The 19,754-nt window shown below is 41.0% G+C and carries 25 protein-coding genes; 18 read left to right on the top strand and 7 right to left on the bottom strand.

The annotated features are described in order from the left end of the window. The first annotated feature begins 297 nt into the window (after window positions 1-297). The 4 genes from ABN702_RS17845 (at window position 298) to ABN702_RS17830 (ending at window position 3,020) form a co-directional block, all read left to right on the top strand. Window positions 298-549, top strand: coding sequence for an ArsR/SmtB family transcription factor (locus ABN702_RS17845; RefSeq protein ID WP_417900956.1), 252 nt, complete (start codon window positions 298-300; stop codon window positions 547-549). Between the two features lie 11 nt (window positions 550-560). Next, window positions 561-1,526: a TIGR03571 family LLM class oxidoreductase gene (locus tag ABN702_RS17840; protein ID WP_417898100.1), complete on the top strand. Its 966-nt coding sequence runs from the start codon at window positions 561-563 to the stop codon at window positions 1,524-1,526. Window positions 1,527-1,566: 40 nt separating this feature from the next. Next, window positions 1,567-2,589 (top strand): LLM class flavin-dependent oxidoreductase, encoded by a 1,023-nt coding sequence (locus ABN702_RS17835; protein WP_417898099.1) that lies wholly within the window; start codon window positions 1,567-1,569, stop codon window positions 2,587-2,589. A gap of 131 nt (window positions 2,590-2,720) precedes the next feature. Beyond that, complete coding sequence (locus tag ABN702_RS17830; RefSeq protein ID WP_386640171.1) at window positions 2,721-3,020, top strand: iron-sulfur cluster assembly accessory protein; 300 nt, start codon at window positions 2,721-2,723, stop codon at window positions 3,018-3,020. 104 nt (window positions 3,021-3,124) lie between these two features. Here the strand turns inward: ABN702_RS17830 and ABN702_RS17825 are convergent, their stop codons facing one another. Continuing rightward, the gene (locus ABN702_RS17825) at window positions 3,125-3,490 is read right to left on the bottom strand and encodes a hypothetical protein (RefSeq protein ID WP_417900955.1); all 366 of its coding nucleotides are present in this window, start codon (window positions 3,488-3,490) and stop codon (window positions 3,125-3,127) included. A gap of 231 nt (window positions 3,491-3,721) precedes the next feature. Here ABN702_RS17825 and ABN702_RS17820 point away from each other — a divergent pair, with 231 nt between their 5' ends. The 5 genes from ABN702_RS17820 (at window position 3,722) to ABN702_RS17800 (ending at window position 7,933) form a co-directional block, all read left to right on the top strand. Then, window positions 3,722-4,567 carry an MBL fold metallo-hydrolase gene (locus ABN702_RS17820; protein ID WP_417898098.1) on the top strand — a complete coding sequence of 282 codons (846 nt, stop codon included), beginning with the start codon at window positions 3,722-3,724 and terminating at the stop codon, window positions 4,565-4,567. A 27-nt stretch (window positions 4,568-4,594) separates the two neighbouring features. Beyond that, window positions 4,595-5,728: a zinc-dependent alcohol dehydrogenase gene (locus ABN702_RS17815; protein WP_417898097.1), complete on the top strand. Its 1,134-nt coding sequence runs from the start codon at window positions 4,595-4,597 to the stop codon at window positions 5,726-5,728. Between the two features lie 174 nt (window positions 5,729-5,902). After that, on the top strand, window positions 5,903-6,805 hold the full coding sequence (locus tag ABN702_RS17810) for a LysR family transcriptional regulator (RefSeq protein WP_417898096.1): 903 nt from the start codon (window positions 5,903-5,905) through the stop codon (window positions 6,803-6,805). A gap of 215 nt (window positions 6,806-7,020) precedes the next feature. Then, window positions 7,021-7,536: an acyl-CoA thioesterase gene (locus tag ABN702_RS17805; RefSeq protein WP_417898095.1), complete on the top strand. Its 516-nt coding sequence runs from the start codon at window positions 7,021-7,023 to the stop codon at window positions 7,534-7,536. Between the two features lie 25 nt (window positions 7,537-7,561). After that, window positions 7,562-7,933 carry a hypothetical protein gene (locus tag ABN702_RS17800; protein WP_417898094.1) on the top strand — a complete coding sequence of 124 codons (372 nt, stop codon included), beginning with the start codon at window positions 7,562-7,564 and terminating at the stop codon, window positions 7,931-7,933. A gap of 302 nt (window positions 7,934-8,235) precedes the next feature. Here ABN702_RS17800 and ABN702_RS17795 read toward each other — a convergent pair whose 3' ends face one another. Then, window positions 8,236-9,333 (bottom strand): L-dopachrome tautomerase-related protein, encoded by a 1,098-nt coding sequence (locus tag ABN702_RS17795; protein WP_417898093.1) that lies wholly within the window; start codon window positions 9,331-9,333, stop codon window positions 8,236-8,238. Between the two features lie 455 nt (window positions 9,334-9,788). Here ABN702_RS17795 and ABN702_RS17790 point away from each other — a divergent pair, with 455 nt between their 5' ends. The 6 genes from ABN702_RS17790 (at window position 9,789) to ABN702_RS17765 (ending at window position 13,879) form a co-directional block, all read left to right on the top strand. Beyond that, window positions 9,789-10,217, top strand: a complete 429-nt coding sequence (locus ABN702_RS17790; RefSeq protein ID WP_417898092.1) for a 2-oxoglutarate dehydrogenase E1 — start codon at window positions 9,789-9,791, stop codon at window positions 10,215-10,217. 211 nt (window positions 10,218-10,428) lie between these two features. After that, a complete protein-coding gene (locus ABN702_RS17785; RefSeq protein WP_417898091.1) occupies window positions 10,429-10,911 on the top strand; it encodes a hypothetical protein in 483 nt (160 codons plus the stop codon). Next, entirely contained in the window at window positions 10,908-11,405 is a 498-nt protein-coding gene (locus tag ABN702_RS17780; protein ID WP_417898090.1) for a CBO0543 family protein, read from the top strand. The genes ABN702_RS17785 and ABN702_RS17780 overlap by 4 nt, the downstream gene beginning before the upstream one ends. Before the next feature lie 493 nt (window positions 11,406-11,898). Continuing rightward, the gene (locus tag ABN702_RS17775; RefSeq protein WP_417898089.1) at window positions 11,899-12,282 is read left to right on the top strand and encodes a hypothetical protein; all 384 of its coding nucleotides are present in this window, start codon (window positions 11,899-11,901) and stop codon (window positions 12,280-12,282) included. A gap of 102 nt (window positions 12,283-12,384) precedes the next feature. Then, entirely contained in the window at window positions 12,385-13,371 is a 987-nt protein-coding gene (locus tag ABN702_RS17770) for an MBL fold metallo-hydrolase (RefSeq protein ID WP_417898088.1), read from the top strand. A 37-nt stretch (window positions 13,372-13,408) separates the two neighbouring features. Then, window positions 13,409-13,879, top strand: a complete 471-nt coding sequence (locus tag ABN702_RS17765) for a peptide-methionine (S)-S-oxide reductase (RefSeq protein ID WP_417898087.1) — start codon at window positions 13,409-13,411, stop codon at window positions 13,877-13,879. Window positions 13,880-13,969: 90 nt separating this feature from the next. Here the strand turns inward: ABN702_RS17765 and ABN702_RS17760 are convergent, their stop codons facing one another. Continuing rightward, window positions 13,970-14,251, bottom strand: coding sequence for a hypothetical protein (locus tag ABN702_RS17760; RefSeq protein ID WP_417898086.1), 282 nt, complete (start codon window positions 14,249-14,251; stop codon window positions 13,970-13,972). 285 nt (window positions 14,252-14,536) lie between these two features. Between ABN702_RS17760 and ABN702_RS17755 the strand changes: the two genes are divergently transcribed. The 3 genes from ABN702_RS17755 to ABN702_RS17745 all read left to right on the top strand — a co-directional run bounded on the left by ABN702_RS17755 (window position 14,537) and on the right by ABN702_RS17745 (window position 17,432). Further along, complete coding sequence (locus ABN702_RS17755) at window positions 14,537-15,067, top strand: hypothetical protein (protein WP_417898085.1); 531 nt, start codon at window positions 14,537-14,539, stop codon at window positions 15,065-15,067. Between the two features lie 221 nt (window positions 15,068-15,288). Continuing rightward, the gene (locus tag ABN702_RS17750) at window positions 15,289-15,948 is read left to right on the top strand and encodes a Type 1 glutamine amidotransferase-like domain-containing protein (protein ID WP_417898084.1); all 660 of its coding nucleotides are present in this window, start codon (window positions 15,289-15,291) and stop codon (window positions 15,946-15,948) included. 290 nt (window positions 15,949-16,238) lie between these two features. Then, on the top strand, window positions 16,239-17,432 hold the full coding sequence (locus ABN702_RS17745) for a M14 family zinc carboxypeptidase (RefSeq protein ID WP_417898083.1): 1,194 nt from the start codon (window positions 16,239-16,241) through the stop codon (window positions 17,430-17,432). A gap of 212 nt (window positions 17,433-17,644) precedes the next feature. Here the strand turns inward: ABN702_RS17745 and ABN702_RS17740 are convergent, their stop codons facing one another. Genes ABN702_RS17740 through ABN702_RS17725 form a run of 4 tightly spaced genes read right to left on the bottom strand, consistent with a single transcriptional unit; the run spans window position 17,645 to window position 19,645 of the window. Beyond that, window positions 17,645-18,043, bottom strand: coding sequence for a DUF350 domain-containing protein (locus ABN702_RS17740; protein ID WP_417898082.1), 399 nt, complete (start codon window positions 18,041-18,043; stop codon window positions 17,645-17,647). Window positions 18,044-18,048: 5 nt separating this feature from the next. After that, window positions 18,049-18,348: a glutathionylspermidine synthase family protein gene (locus ABN702_RS17735; protein ID WP_417898081.1), complete on the bottom strand. Its 300-nt coding sequence runs from the start codon at window positions 18,346-18,348 to the stop codon at window positions 18,049-18,051. Then, window positions 18,279-19,301: a glutathionylspermidine synthase family protein gene (locus ABN702_RS17730; protein WP_417898080.1), complete on the bottom strand. Its 1,023-nt coding sequence runs from the start codon at window positions 19,299-19,301 to the stop codon at window positions 18,279-18,281. The genes ABN702_RS17735 and ABN702_RS17730 overlap by 70 nt, the downstream gene beginning before the upstream one ends. Window positions 19,302-19,306: 5 nt before the next feature. Then, entirely contained in the window at window positions 19,307-19,645 is a 339-nt protein-coding gene (locus ABN702_RS17725) for an aminotransferase yhxA (RefSeq protein WP_386640104.1), read from the bottom strand. Between the last annotated feature and the right edge of the window lie 109 nt (window positions 19,646-19,754).

Here is a 19,754-nt window from a genome sequence, read left to right as displayed (position 1 = left end):
AAACCTGTTATTTGCAGTTTTTTTAGTGGTCTTTTTTATGATGGGAGCTTTTCGCCGTATCTCCTTCGAAACAAATCATTTGAATTAGAGGGACCAGATGGCTAATATATTTATATCGGTAATTACCGATTTGGCATGATGCTTTCAGATGATCAATCTAGCTTCCATTGGGATAGTGATAATAGATATAGAAAGAGGCAAATGACATTGAAGCAGGAATTGGAACGCTTAAATGATGAACAAGCCGTTGAAATTTTTAAGGCATTGTCGAACCAGACGAGGGTGAGCATTCTTCAAATGTTAAAAGATCCCCACAGTCATTTTTCACCGCAAGCCCATATTATTGCTGATGAAGGATTTAAAGGCGGGGTTTGCGTAGGGGATATCCGAAGCAAGGCGGGGATTTCGCAATCCACTACTTCACAGTATTTATCGATTCTGCTGCAAAGCGGACTTGTTGAAATAAAGCGAATCGGACAATGGACGTATTATCGCCGTAATGAGGAGACGATTAGAAAGTTCGAAAAATACATTGGTACACAAATTTAAGGAGAATTGTAGTGAGTTTATTACAGCATCGAGCATATAACAGATTGTACCAAAAGGATAAAATGACGCTTGGTTTCGCGATTCCGACGGCAAGGATGTCCAAATATCCGATTATGGAAAATCAGCTGTCACTTGCCCGCAAAATTGAAGACCATGGTTTCGCGGCATTGTGGCTTCGGGACGTTACGATTCAGAATTTGAATATTGATGATAATGGTCAAATGTATGATGTATGGATTTATTTGACCTATCTTGCGGCCCATACCAAGGATATTGCACTTGGGACGGCTAGTGTGGTCCTCCCTCTGCGCCATCCTGTCAGAGTTGCAAAGGAAGCATCATCTATTGACCGGTTGTTTCCCGAACGGCTGATCATGGGAGTGGCTTCAGGAGACCGGGATAAAGATTTCACAGCTTTGGGAATATCAAAGCTCGAAAGTGGAGGGTTGTTTAAGAAGAATTATGCATTCCTTGAACGGCTATTAAAGGAGGACAGTCCGACAATCAACAGCGATTTTGGCGTCATCGATGGAAGGGATATGAGAATGATCCCCAAGCCTTTTTCTTCGATTCCGACCATGGTGACAGGATTCAGTAATCAATCGATTGAATGGATCGCCCAGAATGGGGACGGCTGGATCAATTATCCGAGGATTATCCCACAACAAACTCAATTGATTAGCGAGTATCGTGAGATGTCGGAAATTCACGCCCCAGGAGTGTTTAAACCTTTTACTCAGACTTTATTTATCGATTTATCGGAAAATCCCGATGCGTTACCTGTTCCGATTCCTTTAGGATTTCGTGTAGGGCGCAAACAGTTATTAGAAATTTTATATCAATTTCAATCCGTTGGTGTCAATCACCTGGCTTTTGTATTGTATTTTTCAAAGCGCCCTCCCGAGGAAGTGATACAGGAGCTTGGAGAGTTTGTGCTGCCTTACTTTCCGACTCATGAAATTACAGTAGGAGATTAGTATTTAATAAAATTAGATAAGGGAAGAAGATGAACAACTTATGTCTAAACATGCAATTAAACTAAACGAAATTCCATTCTCGGTGCTGGATCTTTCACCGATAACAGCCGGAAGTACTCCTGCTGATTCTTTCCGCCATACATTGGAACTCGCACAGCATGCTGAAAAACTTGACTACAACCGTTTTTGGCTCGCTGAACACCACAATATGCCGTTTATTGCCAGTTCCGCCACTTCTGTGGTGATTTCCCATGTGGCAGCCGGTACATCACAAATCCGGATTGGTTCAGGAGGAATCATGCTGCCGAATCATGCTCCGCTCGTCATCGCTGAGCAGTTTGGCACTCTTGAATCCTTATATCCTGGGCGAATTGACCTTGGTCTGGGGCGGGCACCCGGTACAGATCAGGGGACCGCTCGTGCATTGAGACGCGACTTGAGAAGTACCGGAGATGACTTTCCTGAGCAATTAGCGGAACTCCGCGGTTACTTTGATCCATCCTTGGCCCAAGGAAACCCTATAAAAGCGATTCCAGGTGAAGGTTTGAATATTCCAATCTGGCTGTTGGGTTCAAGCGGCTTCAGTGCGCAGCTGGCCGGAGAACTGGGTTTGCCATTCGCGTTTGCCGCCCATTTCTCGCCACTTAACACGCTAGGTGCTCTACAGATCTATCGCAAGGCGTTTAAGCCTTCGAATGTTCTCGATAAGCCGTATGCGATGGTGGCATTGAATATCATTGCAGCAGAAACGGATAAAGAGGCAAAACTCCTTTTCACAACCCTGCAGCAGCAATTTTTGAATCTGATGAGCGGCAACCTTACACCGCTTCAACCACCGGTAGATGACATATCCGAAGTGGCTAGCAGCTACCAATTAAAGGCTCTTGAGCAGCAATTAGGCTCATCGATTGTTGGCAGCCAGCATACGATAAAGGACAAGCTGCATACATTTTTGGAAGAGAGCCAGGCTGATGAAATCATGGCTATTGCCCAAGTTTACGACCACAAAGCTCGCCTGCATTCATACGAGCTTCTGGCAGAAATTACAAAAAGCGAAAGGTGAAAAGGAGGACATCAGCAAGGAAAACTTCTTGATGATTTTTCTAAGGCATTGAATATGGATGAAACCGTGAGATCAGGTTATGAGGTTGTTTACAGGATTCCTTAATTAAAAAGAGAATAGGAGACAATGATATGAACTGCAAAATTAATCGAAATGCTGCTAAAGTGCTGAAACAAATGTTGGAAAGTGAAGAGGCTGAAGGGAAAATGGTTCGTGTCTACGTTACATTGGACCATGGGGACCATGCCCATTATGATGTAAAACTTGATACGCCCACGGACCATGATGAAATTGTGAAAACAGACAAAGGCATTGATGTTTTACTTGATAAAAGGGAACCGTTTTTAGATGGGGTTTGGATCAAGTATTTCTATGTGCCGCAAGCAGGATTTGAAATCACGAATTCTTCCAAAATGCATCACCATCATTAAACTCGTGACAGAGCGATACTAATTGTTTTTATACTCCCATATATCTATCAGTAACATATACTAAAAGGTAAGGAGACAGGTCCCTTGTCCCATTTGAGGCAGGGTTATCTACTATCAAGATGATCCATTGCTTCAACAGCCAGCTCTATTGCTTTGATTCTTCTTTCTAAAAGCGTTCTTTGCGGGCTGCCCAGTTTAGCTTTAGCATAACTGTTCTGAAGGGATGGGAATAAACCGGTCAAAACCTTGCGAGCATCTGCTATTTCGTCACCGGTGTAATGATGAGGTCTTTGGTTCCAAGCAGTTTCCAGTATGGTTAAGCCGATTTGAAGAGCTTTGAGTCGTTTAGTTAGTAAGATAGTGTTCGCACCTTGTTGCATCATACTAGCTAAGGCGTTTTCCGATTTGCGGATGGCTGATTGGAAGGCTGAAATTGATTCCAATTTTACTTCATTTGATACGTTTTCCATTTCGTGCTGACCTCTCTTTGCTTTTGAAATTTTGCAACCCATGAATTCTATTAAGAATACCAATTCTACACTACTTAGAGAAGTAAAAACCGTATATTTCATCAAACCCCGAGAACCCTCGTCAAAAGGTTCGTCGGGGTTTTTCTCTTTCTAAAAGATGTTTATCTTCCACCCCCTTAACAAATACTATCCAACGTACTATAAAGACCGAATGAACAGAGGTGTTCACAATTGGAAAATTTAATGGACTACAGCAAGGACAATAAATTTATACCTGTCACATCGATCTCGGCTCATACAGGAGAAGAGGTGGCAAGGGACCTGTTTTATTACACCAATCAGGTGGTGAATATTTGTCTTTACGGCAGCCCGGAGCAAAAGGATGGGTGGGTGCTGATTGATACGGGGATGCCGAAGTCGGCCAAGGAGATTCTTTCTGTGGTGGAAGAGAGGTTTGGTCCGGACAGCCGTCCAAAAGCGATTATTTTGACACACGGGCATTTTGATCATGTGGGAGCATCTGTGGATCTCGTCAGGCATTGGGATATTCCGGTGTATGCCCATGAGCTCGAGCTCCCCTACTTAACAGGGAAAAGCAGTTATCCCGAACCCGATCCATCAGTGGAGGGTGGCATGGTCGCAAAAGTGTCTTCATACTTCCCAAATGAAGCAACGAACCTGGGAGGCCATGTACAACCGCTTCCTGCTGACGGAATCGTTCCAGGCATGAACGGCTGGAAATGGATTCATACACCAGGCCACTCACCTGGTCATATTTCCTTGTTTCGGGAGGAGGACCGGTCGCTGATTGCCGGCGATGCCTTTGTCACCGTGAGACAGGACTCCCTGTATAAGGTGCTAGTTCAACAAATGGAAGTCTGCGGGCCACCACGTTACTTCACCACCGATTGGCAAGCAGCTTGGGAATCGGTAAAGAAACTGGCAGCGTTAAATCCTAGGGTGGCTGTAACGGGACATGGCACCCCAATGGATGGCGAAGAATTGGCTGCAGGGTTAACAAAACTCGTGCAAGATTTCGAAAGCGTCGCAATCCCAGATTACGGACGATATATTTAACATTCCATTCAAATCGAGGAGGACATTATGAAAGCAGTCACTTATCAAGGAAAGAATACAGTAGCAGTAAAAAAGGTAGAAGCACCAAGAATCCAGGACCGTGAAGATGTCATTATTAAAGTCACCTCCACTTCTATATGTGGGTCAGACCTTCACTTGTACCAGGGAAACTTTCCTCTGCCAATCGGCTATGTCATCGGGCATGAGCCAATGGGCATCGTGGAAGAGGTGGGACCTGATGTAACGAAGGTGAAAAAAGGCGACCGGGTCGTCATCCCATTTACCGTGGCATGCGGCACCTGCCATTACTGCGCGCACGACCTTGAAAGCCAATGTGATAATGCCAACCCGCACTACGATTCCGGAGGCTACTTCGGCTATTCCGAGAAATTCGGCAACTACCCGGGCGGACAAGCGGAATACTTACGTGTGCCATTTGGCAACTATACGCCTTTTCACATCCCACAGGACTGTGAGCTGGAGGACGAATCCCTTTTGCTCCTATCGGACGTACTTCCCACTGCCTACTGGAGCGTCGATAATGCCGGTGTGAAAAAAGGCGACACCGTCATCGTCCTAGGATGCGGCCCAGTCGGCCTCATGACCCAGCAATTCGCCTGGCAAAAAGGCGCCGAACGCGTCATCGCCGTCGACTACATTGCCAACAGACTCGAGCTTTCAAGAAAAATAAACCAAACAGAAGTATTCAACTTCACCGAATACGACGACATGGGCGAAACCCTAAAGGAACTAACAAAAGGCGGCGCCGACGTCGTCATTGACTGCGTAGGCATGGACGGAAAGAAATCACCGGTGGAATGGGTAGAACAAAAATTAAAGTTACAAGGAGGTACACTCGGACCAATCCAGATTGCCACGAAAGCCGTGCGGAAAGCTGGAACACTGCAGATCACAGGTGTATACGGTGGGTTGTATAACATGTTCCCACTTGGGCCGTTTTTTGCGAGGAACATTAATATAAGAATGGGGCAGGCTCCGGCACGTCATTATATGCCGTATTTATATGAGCAGATAAAGGAAGGAAGGGTTGATCCGAGGAAGATTATTACGCATTCGATGTCATTGGATGAAGCGGCGCATGGGTATCGGATATTTAATGAGAAGGAGGATGGGTGTGTGAAGGTGGTGTTGAAGGCGTAGTTGGTTAGAGTATTAGACCTTTTAGGTGATGTTAAGGTGAACCGTATCATAAGTAAATGAGGTTTTTAAAAAATATTGATTTGCCTTTTTGATAAATCTCAAGCGAGGTTGCAAAAGTAAAAAGTGTGGTAGAATAAATTGTCTTTTAAAAAGTATATAAGGTGTTTGATGAAAATGGAGATTAAACATTTGGAGTGTTTTATTGAAGTTACACGTACTGGCAATTTTACCATTGCAGCTGAAAATCTGTTCATTACGCAGCCTGCCCTCAGTAGAATTGTCAAATCATTAGAAGGTGAACTTGGTACACAGCTATTTATTCGTACAAGAAAAAAGCTGATATTAACAGATGCAGGACTTATTCTAAAAAAACATGCATTAATAATTGAAAATCAGTTGCAGCTATTGGATGCGGAACTTGGTAAGATGTTCATGCTAAAAAAGAGCCATGTCCGTATTGGGCTCCCTGCGATTACCAATTCCATTTTCTTCTCACAACTGATTGCCTCGTTTCATGAAAAATATCCAGAGGTTACATTTCAATTGGAGGAGCATGGATCTAAGCCGATTGAAGAGAAGGTTATCAATGGCTTGCTAGATTTTGGGGTTGTCGTTCTTCCTGAAAAAAATGAGGATTTCGACTATTATATGTTTGTTAATGAGGAATTAAAATTAGTTGTACCCTCGTCTCATCGTCTTGCAGGGAAACAGGAAGTGTCATTGGAAGAACTTAAAGAAGAGAGCTTTATTATGTTCAACCGAGATTTTGAGTTAAGAAACCTTGTCACCACTGCTTGCAGAGAAGTTGGTTTTCAACCGAAAATTATTTCGGAAACATCACAATTAGATTTTATTCAAGAATTAGTTGCTTACAATATAGGTATTACATTGCTGCCTGAGAATACATGTTTAGAACTAGCAAACGATTTTCGGACTATAACCGTAACCAATCCGACAATCGAATGGAATCTAGCGATGATCTGGAAAAAAGATGCTTACTTATCACAGGTTGCGAAAGAATTTATCCGATTTGCCAAAGTAAAGCTGTCGACAGCTAATCATAACCATGATTCATAATCTAGAATAAGTCAAATATTAGAAGGCTTCCCCTTGTTTAAGAGGAAGCTTTTTTAATTGTATAGGCTAAAGAGCGCTTACATACTGTTTTGTTATGAATTGTATATGGGATTGGCATTGTATCTTTCCACTATAGTCATATTATAATTGTCCATGTGAAAAAGCTAATGAATATGAGGCGAACGCTTCAATATTTTATAATAGGGTGGTAATTCATGGAAGTAAAAAAAGTTAAAGAAACGCGTGTTGTTCAGACGGATCAAGTACTCATTAATGATTTGAACAACTATCATACATTATTTGGTGGAGTTCTAATGATGAAGATGGATGCTTGTGCGACGCTTTCCGCTCGCAGGCATTCACGGGTAAAGGAATGTGTTACTGCTTCCACCGACTCAGTAAATTTCCTCGAACCGATTCGACAAAGTGATTCGGTCTGTATTGAATCATTTGTCAGCTATACAGGTAAAAAGTCAATGGAAATTTTCTGTAAAGTAATTGCAGAAAATCTTGAAACCGGAAACCGTAGACTCGCAGCTACTGCATTCTTAACTTTTGTTCCTTTAGATCAAGATAAAAAACCTATAGAAGTGCCAACTGTTATTCCAGAAACAGAGGAAGAAATATTTCTCTATGAAACGGGAAAAGAACGTGAAAGAGTTCGCAAGCTAAAAAGACAAAAAAATAAAGAACTCGTGTCCAAACTTTCACTGGATAAACCATGGGACTAATACGAATCAAAAAGGAGGAGATATAATGCTGACAACATCAAGTTACAACCAATTGAAAAATGCACAAATGGCTTTCGAAAAATTAAATGCCGCAAAACCATCTATTTATAGAAAATTTATTAATATCATTAAACTGACTCGTCAATTACAGTTTGGATATCAATATATGGGCGCATTAATTATGGATGAAGACCCAGGTGAATTCAATTCAACGTCAAAAGATGATTATGTATTGTCTGTCTATTATCGGGAAATCGAAAATTTAAAAACAGATAATAAATTCCTTGATTTAAAGCAGTTACTCAAAACGTATAAACAACTCAGCTATGCTAATATTAGCAAGTTGGCATTGGGGGAAAAACCAGAAGCATTAGTTGGTCCAACCTTAGTCCGTTAGTAGCTGAAGGAAACCTTTCACTTAGAACTTTTATGTGAACCGTACCATAAATAGTGGTAAAGCAAAGAGTATCGATAATATTAATACAACATTAAACTTACCTAATCTATAGAAAATTTCTAGGAACAGTTTAAAAATGACCAATAAAACTGTTCCTAAAAACCTTTTTTTGTGAAATGGTCGGTAATATATGGGTTTTATATTGAAGGTACAATCGTCAGCTAATTCCCGGATAAAAACTAATAACCGATTAAACATTAAATCTCTCCTGACGTAATGTGAAAATTATTCAACCATTTTTTTTACGAAAAGGTCGGAGCAGGGAATTCATCAATCCTCATACGAATTAAACTATAAGGCTTCTGTCGCAGGTCTTTTCCATAATGAAATCTTGCCTGCCGATGTAATTGGTTCACAATGACATATAAGTATTGATCCGGCCCAATTGAAAAAGTATCTGGCCATAAAATTCTCGGATCATGAGCAATTGTTTCCATTATGCCATTCGGCAATATCTTTCGAATACTGTTGTTTTCATAGTCGCCGGCATAAACAGTTCCTTTTGCCCCAGTGATCATTCCATCAGACGCCCCTTTTTCTCCCCAATATTCCACCTGATAAAGTAAATCCCTGTCAGGTATCGTTCTGTCTCTTAGAGCTTCTGTAGAGATCGAATACAAATGCCGACTGGAAAGTGGACAATAAAATAAAATCTTTCCATCATGAGAAATCGCTATACCATCAGACGCCAATCTAAATGGAGATGTTGAGCCATCTTTGTTTCGGTTCATCAAAATTTCCCCTTCTACTTTCGGTAAAAAATAAGGGTCCGGTGAAGTTGAATTTGCTCCATTTAACCGTCTAAACGCATTTCCATTTTCTAAATCTACAACGATAATAGCTCCTGGTCCTTTGGAAGATGAATCCGTTATATATGCATAACCCGCTTTTCCTACACGAAAATCAAATCGGACATCATTCAGATAAGTTGTTGGCAGGACAACATCTTCTGTAAAGGTATATACTTTTCTTATTGTATTGGTTTTTAAATCAACAGCGACTAATTTTGCCCCACCTTTAATTGGTACAGAAAAATTCGGTGCCGCTGTATCTAATACCCAAAGTGTTCCCCTTCCATCGGCAACTACACTTTGGACACTGATGAAAGACATTGTGATATTACCTTGATTACTCAAATTGGTTTCTAAACTAGGATAAGGCTGCAAAGTATCCCCAACAATTTCCGCCACTGTGAATTTAACGTCGTCTCCCCATTTCGGAAAGCAAATGAAAATTCGACCGGTTTCTGATACACTAACGCCTGTCGGCATAGCCCCATAAAATACATGGACTAGTTCAAACTTACCGAAATATTTTTCCATAGGTAACATATGTTTCATGGTATCCTCCTCAATAATTTCGCACGGGATATCACCTATATATGATTTTAATTTTTTTTAGTGCCTGGTTCTTAATTGGCTAAAAACAAACTCATTTAGAAAAACCAATCTGAACCGTACCATAAATAACGTTAAACTCCAAGCATGTTTACTAATTATCCCTAGGACTATTCAAAGAAAAATCACATGCAGTTTTGTGTTACAGAATAGGAACATTCAATACAATTGTATAGTGAAGAGAATAAAACAAGTAAATCCTTTTTGTTTATGAATTATAATTCTTTACAGTAAATATTCATAAATGTGTCTAGGACAGGGATAATATTGAAGGACGGCAAAATGTGAATTTTCATTAAAATCTGGTTTCAGAATTCCAATTAAACCTTTTTGCTATAATATTCTTCTCTACGGACACGATAAGACAAACGAAACTTTATAGATTGGTGGCCGGGAGAATGAAGGTATTATCTATGATTCAGCCTTGGGCAAGTCTTTTTGTCCTTCGAGAGAATGAGTTTGAAACAAGGTCATGGAAAACAAATTATCGCGGTCCGCTGGCTATTCATACAAGTAAAAAAATCGATAAGGCAGTCTGCAGGCATGTGGCCATCCGTTCGCTGCTCGGTAAGCATGGATATACAGAAGAGACCCTTCCGACCGGAATGATTATTGCTGTAGGCCGGCTTGAAAATTGTCTGAAGATAACAGAAAATAATCAGACATCAGCAGTCCTGGAAAATGGACAAATCGTATCAGGAAATGATTATTTTTTAGGAGACTTTAATGTGGGAGGATATGCTTGGGAGGTTCAAGACATGAAGATCTTGAATGAACGTATCCCAGCAAAAGGCCAGCTTGGGTTATGGGAAACTGATTTATTATGAAAAGCGATGGAGGTAGGGAAGGTTATTTGCTATGTTCATTTTTAATTATATCATCAAGCATAAGATTTTCTATTCCTAAAAAGTTGACATCCTATTAGCTAGTATAAATATGAATTCAGCTTTCCGTTTACTGTTTGTTTTCTATAGATGCAGTATTATTTTGACATTATATGTACAGAATAATGTAGATAATATGAAAATGGTGGCTGATATGAAAACATTATGGCTTTTTCTAATTTTAGCGATATTATCCTTTACTTCCTTATACATCTTGAAGAAGAAAATGAACGTCACTAACATCTTGGGCTGTTATTTTTTCTCCAATATTCTTATTACAAATACAGGTCTAATCATTAATTTAAATTTAGAACTTACAAAGCAAGATCCAAGTCAGTTAATTTTTTGGACACAAAAAATTCCTGAGTTGTCACTCAAGCCAGTGTTACTTTTATGGGTTATTTATATTTTGTTCTCTAAAAGAACTATTTTTAGTAAACTTATTCATCTCTTCATCTTCTTAACAGCACTCATTTCAATTGAAATATTTTTCGTTCATATTGGATATTTGGAATGGGTAAATTGGAATGTATTTTATTCATATTTGAGATACACTCTGATTATTTTATTATTGGCTATTTACTCTTTTTATTTAGAAAAACTTATTTATAGAGACAAAGAGGTGAATACGTCATGATGTTACCTCTTCCCGAGAAATTTGATTCGAATGAAATATTTATTATCTTTTCCACAATACTTACTTGGGTCCTCATGTTTATATTACCTAGACGCTTGCCTGCTGCTACCATCACTATTATTTGGACATTTAATGTTTTTCTTGCTTTGTTAGCTGATATCACCCTTAGTGTAAAACCATATGAATTATATTTTACGATTGATCATAAAAAGCATGAATTATTTGATGTATTATTGCACTTTGTAACTTACCCTACTCTTTCTTACTTTGTAGTAAACTTCTATCAATATAAAAAACCAAAAGGCCTAAAGTATCTATTTTATATTATTTTTTGGGCTGGGGTAGCGATTGCTCTAGAATGGATTGCAGTAAAGTTTCAAGTTTTTACATATACAGGTTGGAAATTGTATTTATCCTTTATCACTTATTTGGTTGTATTTGCTGCTACCATTTGGCTTTCGAACTTTATTGAAAAGAAAGACCCTTACAAATAGACTTCAACTAGAATCTACCAGTAAAATGTCTCGGAACGTTCAAGAGTTCAATAAAAAAGTGTTGCAGTTCATTAATAACCAATAATATAGTCGAGCAAGGTACAGTCCTGTATCTTGCTTTTTATTTTTCTATATGTTTATTCCCCGGTTTCTTGTTAGGGATGGTTAATACGAGGGAGAGGAAAGAAGGGTGTCTCTAAGTGCTCTTGGTATTGTTATTTAACCTTTGATTTTCATCTTCTCACTTACAAATTCCATTTTACGTTCGCCTTTTCTTACAATTATTATAAATATTTACTTAACGACTTTTCAAACTGGGACGGAGGGACCGGTCCATTGTCCCAAAACATTACTGCCCAATTTTTAAGATAGTCCATTTTTTTTGTGTGATAAATAAAGGGGTTCTGTCTAAATGTGTAGAATTTTCATAAACACAGTCTTCACTATAAAAAGCCTCCCATCCTAGCCTCTTTCATACAAGCGATTAACAGTAGTGATTCCGCTATTCTCCAACTTGGGAGGTTCCAATGAAGCATCCTTTAGTTTGGTAGAGCTGGTAGCAGAATCAGAGGAAGAGGTCCTGTGGAGAAAGAATCTTGCGGACAGGGAAATTGTTGCTACGAAGAATAGATTCGTGGATCAATACCTTTTTCAAACAGGCTATGGTGATAAAGTTACCTACCAAACAGTGAACTATAATGAGTCATCAGCACCAGGTGGCGGTGTCATCTACAATATTCCAACCGACTTCCCGTATGCCAGATTTTCTCCGGCAACCGATAGGGAGTACGATTGGCAGTCGCTTCGGTTCGTTTATCAGGAACACGAAGGGGAATGGCTTTTGTATGCAATTGTGCGGGATGTTCATAACCCGTAAAGTTGGTAGGAAGAGAGATTTCATGCCTGTGGAAGCAGAGAACCTTCCCTCTGCTTCCACCTCTGATTCCACATAAATGGAGGTAGTTAAGGAGGAGTAGCCGTGAAAGGTTCGAAGTTTATTTTCCTCGAAAGAAAGTTTCCTAGTGCGAATATAATTGTGATCAAGGATGAGCTCCCGACCCTTATCGATACTGGGTTTGGTAGAGATGTAATAGAAACGGAGCAATTAGTGAAAGAGGCAGGGGTTGCCCCAGAAGAAATACAGCTTATTGTGAACACGCACTATCATAGTGATCATGTAGGTGGTAATTTTCATTTTCAAAATACCTATGGGATTCCGATTGCTGCGCATAAGTGGGAAGGGTGTGTAATCAATGCTTGTGACCCGGAAGCCTGCAGTGCAGAATGGCTAGATCAGCCTGTGGAGCCTTATCGGGTTGATAGCATGCTATCAGATAACGATGAGATACATACAGGAACCCGAACCTTGAACGTCTTGCACACGCCAGGTCATACATTGGGGCATATTTCTTTATATGAACCGGAAGAAGAAATATTGGTTTGTGGCGACCTCTTTCAACAACATGATGTTGGGTGGTTAAATACTTTTAGGGAGGGTGTTTCCTCTATCCAGCGGTCGTTGGAAAGCTTGGATAGACTTTCGGGACTGAGGATCAGGAAGGTATATTCAGGTCATGGATCGCAAATGGAAAATCCAATGAAGGCTATTGATGCAGCTAGAGGCCGGCTGGAAAAATGGATTAGTGCTCCGGAAAAAGTATCCTGGCATGCCTGCAAAAGAATACTTTCATTCGCATTAATTATCAAAAATGGCTTGGCCAGAGAAGAAATACATCCCTATCTCTTAAGCTGTGGCTGGTTCCAGGATTATGCACGACACGCATTCAAGCTCCAACCCGAAGAATTTATCCCAATCCTCCTCCACGAAATGATCCGCTCCAAAGCAGCGAGCTGGCACGGAGAAAGATTAGTCGCCAACACCCCACACCAAGCACCACCAAAAGAGTGGATGGACAAGCATGTGATGCCGAGGGAATGGAAGCGGGGGGACGGTTACCGAGTATGATGAATTTAGCAGAATTTATACATAGAGGAGAGACAAAATGGAAGTAGTATATTTTGCAGGTGGATGTCTCTGGGGAGTACAAGCATTTATAAAAACGTTACCTGGTGTTACGTTTACGGAAGCGGGAAGAGCTAATGGAACAAGTAATACGCTTGAGGGTGAGTATGATGGCTATGCGGAATGTGTAAAAACAGAATTTGATCCTAGTGTTGTAACAGTTGAGAGATTAATGGAATACTACTTTGAAATAATCGATCCATATAGTCTGAATCAACAAGGAGCTGATGTTGGGGAGAAATACAGAACCGGAGTGTATAGTGAAGAGGGTAAACATTTGGAAGAGGCGAGGGCGTTTATTAGTAAGAGAAGCGATTATGAACGTATCGTCGTGGAAGTGTTACCACTAACAAACTATGTGAGAAGTGCAGAAGAACATCAAGATAGGTTAGCTAGATGTCCGGATGATTATTGCCATATTCCAGAAGAGATATTGAGTAAATATAAGTAAGTAAATGGAAGCAGAGAACCGTCCTGCTGCTTCCTGTCTCTTTTACATGAAATATAGTAGGTGTGGGGACAGCCTGCCCCTTCGTCCCAATTAGTTTTTATCCCGATTGGTACTTTTATATTTCTCCCCTTCGCCATTGTAAGTGATCCATTCACCGACAGGCTCACCCTTTTCAAAATATCCTGATCGCTTAATTGTCCCATCGTTACGATACCATTCCCAATAGCCGTCGGGCTGATCGTTTATCATTTTTCCCTTTGACCAGATTGTTTTCCCGTTGGCGTGGTATTTGATCGTGTATCCATCTATCACTTCAAGCTCTTTTTCCTTCACACCATTTTGGTGAACAAGGTCACATTTTTCATTTTCCATGGGTTACCTCCGAAAATAATATTTTTCATTCTTAACATGATTGCATTTATAAAGTTTTTTATTCTGGTTGTTAAGATATCCGGCCAGATTTATTTTAACATAAAAGATATCAAGGACTTTAAATATGGACGGTGAGTATCTCTAGGCACACTACGGGAAAAAAGGGATTTATTTAACCTCTGTAGAAAAGTGAAAACAGGGAAAACAGAGGGACGGTTGCTTCTGAAGCAATAGAACCACTCCACGTACTTTCTGAATTCGTGTATGAAAAGGTGTGATAATAAGTTGAAAATAGAAGCTGGAGATTTAATTTTTGTTAAAGGGGATTGCTATGCTAGCCCGTTTATCCGATCTTTCTTAAAGTCGAATTACACCCATGTCACGATAGCGCTTGATGAAAAGCATATTTGTGAAGTGGATCTATTTACTAAAATGGAAGTCATTCAGAATCCGTATACTGAATTTGATTTGTATCGATTGAAGGGGGATTTGTCGGAACAGCAAAAAGAGGAATTAGTAAGTTTTATAAGAAAGAGATGCGATTCCTCTAGAGGCTATGACTGGTGGAGAATTGTTTCGCTCTTGCTTCAGAAATACTTTCGACAAAACATTATTATTCATTCACCCGAACGGTATATTAGTTCCGAAATTATTGATAAAGCATATCAGCATTTAGGAATCGATCTTGTAGAACAACGCGTAACAGGTGACGTTACTCCGCTTGATTTAATCAGCTCTCCCAAGCTACTCTTGATCGATTCCATTTCGAATCAAAAGAATATCCATTTGAGCAAGGAGGAAAATATCAACCTATAAATTCTTCAAGCAATATGTGGGGAATGTAGAGTGACTAGGTTTTCTAAGCTCAGAGGATGAATTACTAGGATAGTAATTTTTACACAAACGTTTGATTAAAAAATTTTCAAAAACAGGCAGCTTAAAGGAAACGCCCGGATACATACAAACTAACGTTTTAAAATGCTATGCTATCATAATTTCTATAGTGAAAAAATCAGCAATAGTGAAGGTGATTATATATGAACAGACATCTTTATCTTTTCGGAGGAGGTCCTCCTTTTACAGCGAATATGGCAAAACAGTTTGCATTTAAAGCATTGGTTGCGGGTTCTCCGGTCTCGATCTTGTTTGTGGAGCGGGAGGGCTGGGAGGAGTATATGCCCTGGTACACGCAGGAATTGGAGCGGTTTGGGGTCAGGGAATTCAATTATTTGCCTCTGCCTTCGACTCCGATTAAAGTGGTGATCGATAGTGTGAGGGACAGTTCTGGGATTGTCATCGGTGGCGGGGATACGAATTTGTATGCGGATTACATCGTGGACACTCCTATTTCGCAGGCTATCAAGGAGAGAAATGATGCAGGCATCCCGGTTGCGGGCTTTTCTGCGGGGGCATTAATCAGTCCGGAGGTTTGTGTGATTTCCCCTAAGGATAATGAGCAGAGCGAATTCCAATCAAGAAAAGGCTTGGGATTGGCCACGGATGTAGTCGTTGCCGTGCACTTTTCCGAGTGGGATGATGAGGATCATTTGAGGAAGGCGGTCAGTAGGTGCAAAGAATCCAAGAATTATGGGATCGATGAGAACACGGGTGTATATCTGTTGGATGGAGAGCTTGAAGCCATGGAAGGGAATGGGGTATACACGGTGGAGGATGGGGTTTTGCGGAAATTAAATTAAGCTGGGTCAAGCACAACAGGGACGGTTCTTGCGCTTCCTTCGAACTTCGAAGGAAGCAGGAGAACCGTTCCCCTGCTTCCCCCTGCTTCCGTAACGCGAAAATTTCGTATGTCTAAATAGTTCGTTAGAAGGTGTATCTTTTAATTCGTCAGAAAAATATGAATACTAGTTCCCATCTCTTTTTTTACCTGTTTAGTCTTATCTATTCATTTTTCGGAAACCGAAAGGAATAGAGTGTAAAATGTAGAAATCCTTCCTTGCAACTACATAAAAGCATGGAGGGATTTAGAATGAATAAGGTTTGGAAAATTTTAAGTTCAACAGCTTTAGCAGCTTCTTTACTGGCTGTACCGACCATGGGTTCTGCTGATCCGGGGCCGAGTCCGCAGCAGGGAGAAAATCTATCCATTAAAGGGTTCATCGATTATGAAGAACTTGGAAAAAGATTAGAGCAGATTCAACATACTAGCCAGGGGAAAGTAACGGTGGAGACTGCCGGCTATACGAATCAGGGACGCGGTATTTATAAGGCGTCTGTGGGGCATGGCGATAAGGTAGTTCTAGTTCAAAGTGAAATCCACGGTAACGAGAAAACAGGTACGGTTGCGCTTCTGAACATTTTACAAAACCTTGGATCTAGCAACTCTCCTGAAGTAAAAAGAGTTTTGGATGAGCTTACGATTGTGGTCATTCCTATGCTGAACGTGGATGGTTCCGAGTTGAGCCGCCGTGCAAATGAAATGGAATGGGCAGAGGTGGTTGCTGCATTCCCTCAGCTTGCTGAGGTCTCGCCAGCATGGAACTATTATTCCTACCCTGGAATCTGGAATTATGACCAGAACCCAGGCTTTGACGTGAACCGCGACTTCAACCCCGACCTGGACTATGTTCCACAAGCGGAAGATTTTCCTGGAGCGTCCAATGCCTATGGCTGGTATATTACACCTGAAGCCCAAACAGTAAGAGATGTGTACAAGGACTTAAAGGCGGAGTTCGGAAATGTGGATGTATTCGTTGATCTTCATCACCAAGGATTCCCTTATATCGAAGGAACAGATGACAGGGTGACCATGTCGATTTCTGGAAAGTTTGTCACTGATCCAAACAGTCCTGGCGGCGAAAAATATGATGCCTATGCAGATAACTATGACTACAATTTCTCCCGCCAATTGAACCTGGCACTCTATGATGCCCTGCAGGCGAAAGGTGAATCGGGCTTCACCGATATTTCCCTATATGATCAAAATATTGATCTGCCTGGAACAGCCCTCGGATCCTTTGCATTAAATGGAAGCGGAACCGTCCTATTCGAAGTAAGCGGTCAAACGCAGAATTTCGGGCAAAAGAAAAAAGGCCAGCTGGTAAAAACAGTGGAAACAGGCCTGATGGGAATCATTAACGGCGTAGCCGATGGCTCTGTTAACGAACTAGATCCAGAAAGATATGAGGACATTCCTCTAAGTTCACGGACTCCCGGGTTTTAATAAAATGATTCATTTAGCCACCAATAACAGTTGGTGGCTTTTTATTGTGCGCCCGGCATGAAGCAAGTGGACGGGTTCTCCAAATCCCACTGAAATGTAAGTAAAAGAAAAAGTCTTCTTCCGGTTGGGAGAAGACTTTTTGACGATTTCAGTATACGATGAATATTTTTGGAAACAGAGAACCGTCCCCTGCTTCCTTTGAGCTCCGTTTTTTAGTAAGTCAACGAACTGGCAATAATCCATCCAATAGACAACGAGAACATCATAAGTAAAATCCCCACAGAGACGCGGTCCTCATTGATGGCATCCTTAATGCTGTAGTTGATGGTCACGACTTCTGCCAATATATAGAAGACGATTTGTGCGATGATCCCTATTACGCCCCAGATAACCATATCCAAGAATGATACGGAATGTGCGATGGCCGATCCGATGACGAATGCTAGACCGAGAAGCTTTCCGCCCATAACAAGTGCTGCGGTTGTATTTCCTTGTGACACCTTTTTGATTTTTTCATTACGGGAAGTCAGATCAAACAAAAATAATCCAACAAATAGTAGAACAAATGCTGTTCCTGCGTAGATTCCAAACGACGCTAAATAGCTGCCCATTTCACTCACTCCTTCGTATCTTTAAACCCTACAGGCATAAAATAAGATAAATTATCTATAATTTGCTTTCCTAAACGATATCCAAATGCACTTGCTTGTTCATTGATGAGAAAACAACCAATCATCATATGGCCTTCTTTTTCTCCGGTGTTTGTCTGAAAAAAGATTTTCGGTAAGTCAATATACTCCTGGTACACCTGTACATAATCAACATAGCTGTTGTTCGGGTCTTCCTCTACCTTTTCCCCTGATGGAGCGTAGATTTTGACGGAATCGCCTTCTCTGCCGAATGTCGGCTTCTCCACATACTTTTTCCCTGCAGCAAGAAAAGGCGCTGACTCCAAGTAGGTGGCGAGAAAATATTCGCCGATCCACTGGTGCTCCTCCGGGTAAAATAGTCGCTGTTCTGCTCATGGAGGCCCCAAATAATGGCTTGAACTGCCTTTGATTGAAGCAAAAAGGCACTTAATGGATTGATGATGCTAAGCTTTTTTTGGCGGACGAGTTCGAGTAATTGCAGCCCGACATTCGCCCCGGTAGCCCCATCCTTATCAAGAATGAGGGATTCAATCGGGAATGTTTGCCGGTACAGGACATCGATCCTTCTGCCTTCCTCATCCAGCAGTGCTTCCCCTTCAACGATCTGCAACTTATCCAAGGGCACATACCGCGAAGGAAGCTTGCAAAGCTCCTTTAAGTACAACACCGTTTGTTTGTCCTCGAAGTTTTCATCATGAGACGTAAACACGATGTTTGGGAACTCTTTTTTGCCCAATGCCTGATAGCTCTCAAAAATTGCATTCTTTACGGCTCTTCCTAGACGTTCCTCTTCGTTGTCATTAGGATTAAGGCGCTGAAACTCTTCGCATACTTCCCCATTCATAAGAAATAATTCTTTGATAAAGGTAGGGGTGTCGCTATTAATCTCCAATACTTTATATGTATGGTTTGTTTTGACCAGATCCACACGCGAGATAATCGACTCTGCCTCGATGTTCTTGATTTTCAAGAAGGGAATCGTTTCTTTCGGATAACCCAGTTCAAGAAGCGTATCCTCATCAAGCTCCCGCAGTAGCCTGGTCGTTTTTGAAAATATCCTGCCTACCCGTTTTGTCACCGTCCGAATATGCGCTGCTTCTGCTTGTTCAATCTCATGGCATGTGTAAAGTGCATACTCCTGGCCGTATAAATAACTCCAGAAAGTAGGGTATTTTGCATAAAAGGTATCTCGTGGTGTCTGATTGGCTTGCTTACCCATCTATCTCATCCTCCCGTATAAGAGGAGCCGCTGCCAAAGCCCTTGCTTGGCTTCGTATTTGATTCAAAGGTCGGGCTATTTCGATAATTCTTATAGGATGAATCGTTTTTTAAGGAGGATTTACTTCCAAAGAAACCTCCGCCGTAATAGTAACTGCGATAATAACTGGAGGAATCATCATCACATTGATACACGCCTTCTTCGTTATTCCATTCATACTCATCACAACGATCATCTGTCGGTGCTGGCGGCAGGGTGCTTTCTTCTTCTGACCCACATCCAGTCATACCTAAAGCGAAAATCGTGGCAGAAACGCTTGTTAATACTTTTTTCGTCTTTGTCATGGAGCCTACTCCTTTCCTGCAAAATCAACTAAGCTAATAGTAACAAAAAAAGGAAATAAAAAGGAGAGAGTTTTAAAAAATAGATAAGATAAATATTTTTAATTTTGAT

This window comes from Bacillus haimaensis (assembly GCF_048270625.1).
GTDB classification, from domain to species: domain Bacteria; phylum Bacillota; class Bacilli; order Bacillales; family Bacillaceae_I; genus Sutcliffiella_A; species Sutcliffiella_A haimaensis.
This window is presented reverse-complemented; position numbering and strand designations above follow the sequence as displayed.

What these genes read in the sequence shown, in the direction of transcription:
- ABN702_RS17845 (WP_417900956.1), top strand. Translation starts at nt 298, where the DNA reads ATGTTAAAAGATCCCCACAGTCATTTTTCACCGCAAGCCCATATTATT.
- ABN702_RS17835 (WP_417898099.1), top strand. Translation starts at nt 1,567, where the DNA reads ATGTCTAAACATGCAATTAAACTAAACGAAATTCCATTCTCGGTGCTG.
- ABN702_RS17830 (WP_386640171.1), top strand. Translation starts at nt 2,721, where the DNA reads ATGAACTGCAAAATTAATCGAAATGCTGCTAAAGTGCTGAAACAAATG.
- ABN702_RS17825 (WP_417900955.1), bottom strand. Translation starts at nt 3,490, where the DNA reads ATGGAAAACGTATCAAATGAAGTAAAATTGGAATCAATTTCAGCCTTC.
- ABN702_RS17815 (WP_417898097.1), top strand. Translation starts at nt 4,595, where the DNA reads ATGAAAGCAGTCACTTATCAAGGAAAGAATACAGTAGCAGTAAAAAAG.
- ABN702_RS17810 (WP_417898096.1), top strand. Translation starts at nt 5,903, where the DNA reads ATGGAGATTAAACATTTGGAGTGTTTTATTGAAGTTACACGTACTGGC.
- ABN702_RS17805 (WP_417898095.1), top strand. Translation starts at nt 7,021, where the DNA reads ATGGAAGTAAAAAAAGTTAAAGAAACGCGTGTTGTTCAGACGGATCAA.
- ABN702_RS17800 (WP_417898094.1), top strand. Translation starts at nt 7,562, where the DNA reads ATGCTGACAACATCAAGTTACAACCAATTGAAAAATGCACAAATGGCT.
- ABN702_RS17795 (WP_417898093.1), bottom strand. Translation starts at nt 9,333, where the DNA reads ATGAAACATATGTTACCTATGGAAAAATATTTCGGTAAGTTTGAACTA.
- ABN702_RS17790 (WP_417898092.1), top strand. Translation starts at nt 9,789, where the DNA reads ATGAAGGTATTATCTATGATTCAGCCTTGGGCAAGTCTTTTTGTCCTT.
- ABN702_RS17785 (WP_417898091.1), top strand. Translation starts at nt 10,429, where the DNA reads ATGAAAACATTATGGCTTTTTCTAATTTTAGCGATATTATCCTTTACT.
- ABN702_RS17780 (WP_417898090.1), top strand. Translation starts at nt 10,908, where the DNA reads ATGATGTTACCTCTTCCCGAGAAATTTGATTCGAATGAAATATTTATT.
- ABN702_RS17765 (WP_417898087.1), top strand. Translation starts at nt 13,409, where the DNA reads ATGGAAGTAGTATATTTTGCAGGTGGATGTCTCTGGGGAGTACAAGCA.
- ABN702_RS17760 (WP_417898086.1), bottom strand. Translation starts at nt 14,251, where the DNA reads ATGGAAAATGAAAAATGTGACCTTGTTCACCAAAATGGTGTGAAGGAA.
- ABN702_RS17750 (WP_417898084.1), top strand. Translation starts at nt 15,289, where the DNA reads ATGAACAGACATCTTTATCTTTTCGGAGGAGGTCCTCCTTTTACAGCG.
- ABN702_RS17745 (WP_417898083.1), top strand. Translation starts at nt 16,239, where the DNA reads ATGAATAAGGTTTGGAAAATTTTAAGTTCAACAGCTTTAGCAGCTTCT.
- ABN702_RS17740 (WP_417898082.1), bottom strand. Translation starts at nt 18,043, where the DNA reads ATGGGCAGCTATTTAGCGTCGTTTGGAATCTACGCAGGAACAGCATTT.
- ABN702_RS17730 (WP_417898080.1), bottom strand. Translation starts at nt 19,301, where the DNA reads ATGGGTAAGCAAGCCAATCAGACACCACGAGATACCTTTTATGCAAAA.
- ABN702_RS17725 (WP_386640104.1), bottom strand. Translation starts at nt 19,645, where the DNA reads ATGACAAAGACGAAAAAAGTATTAACAAGCGTTTCTGCCACGATTTTC.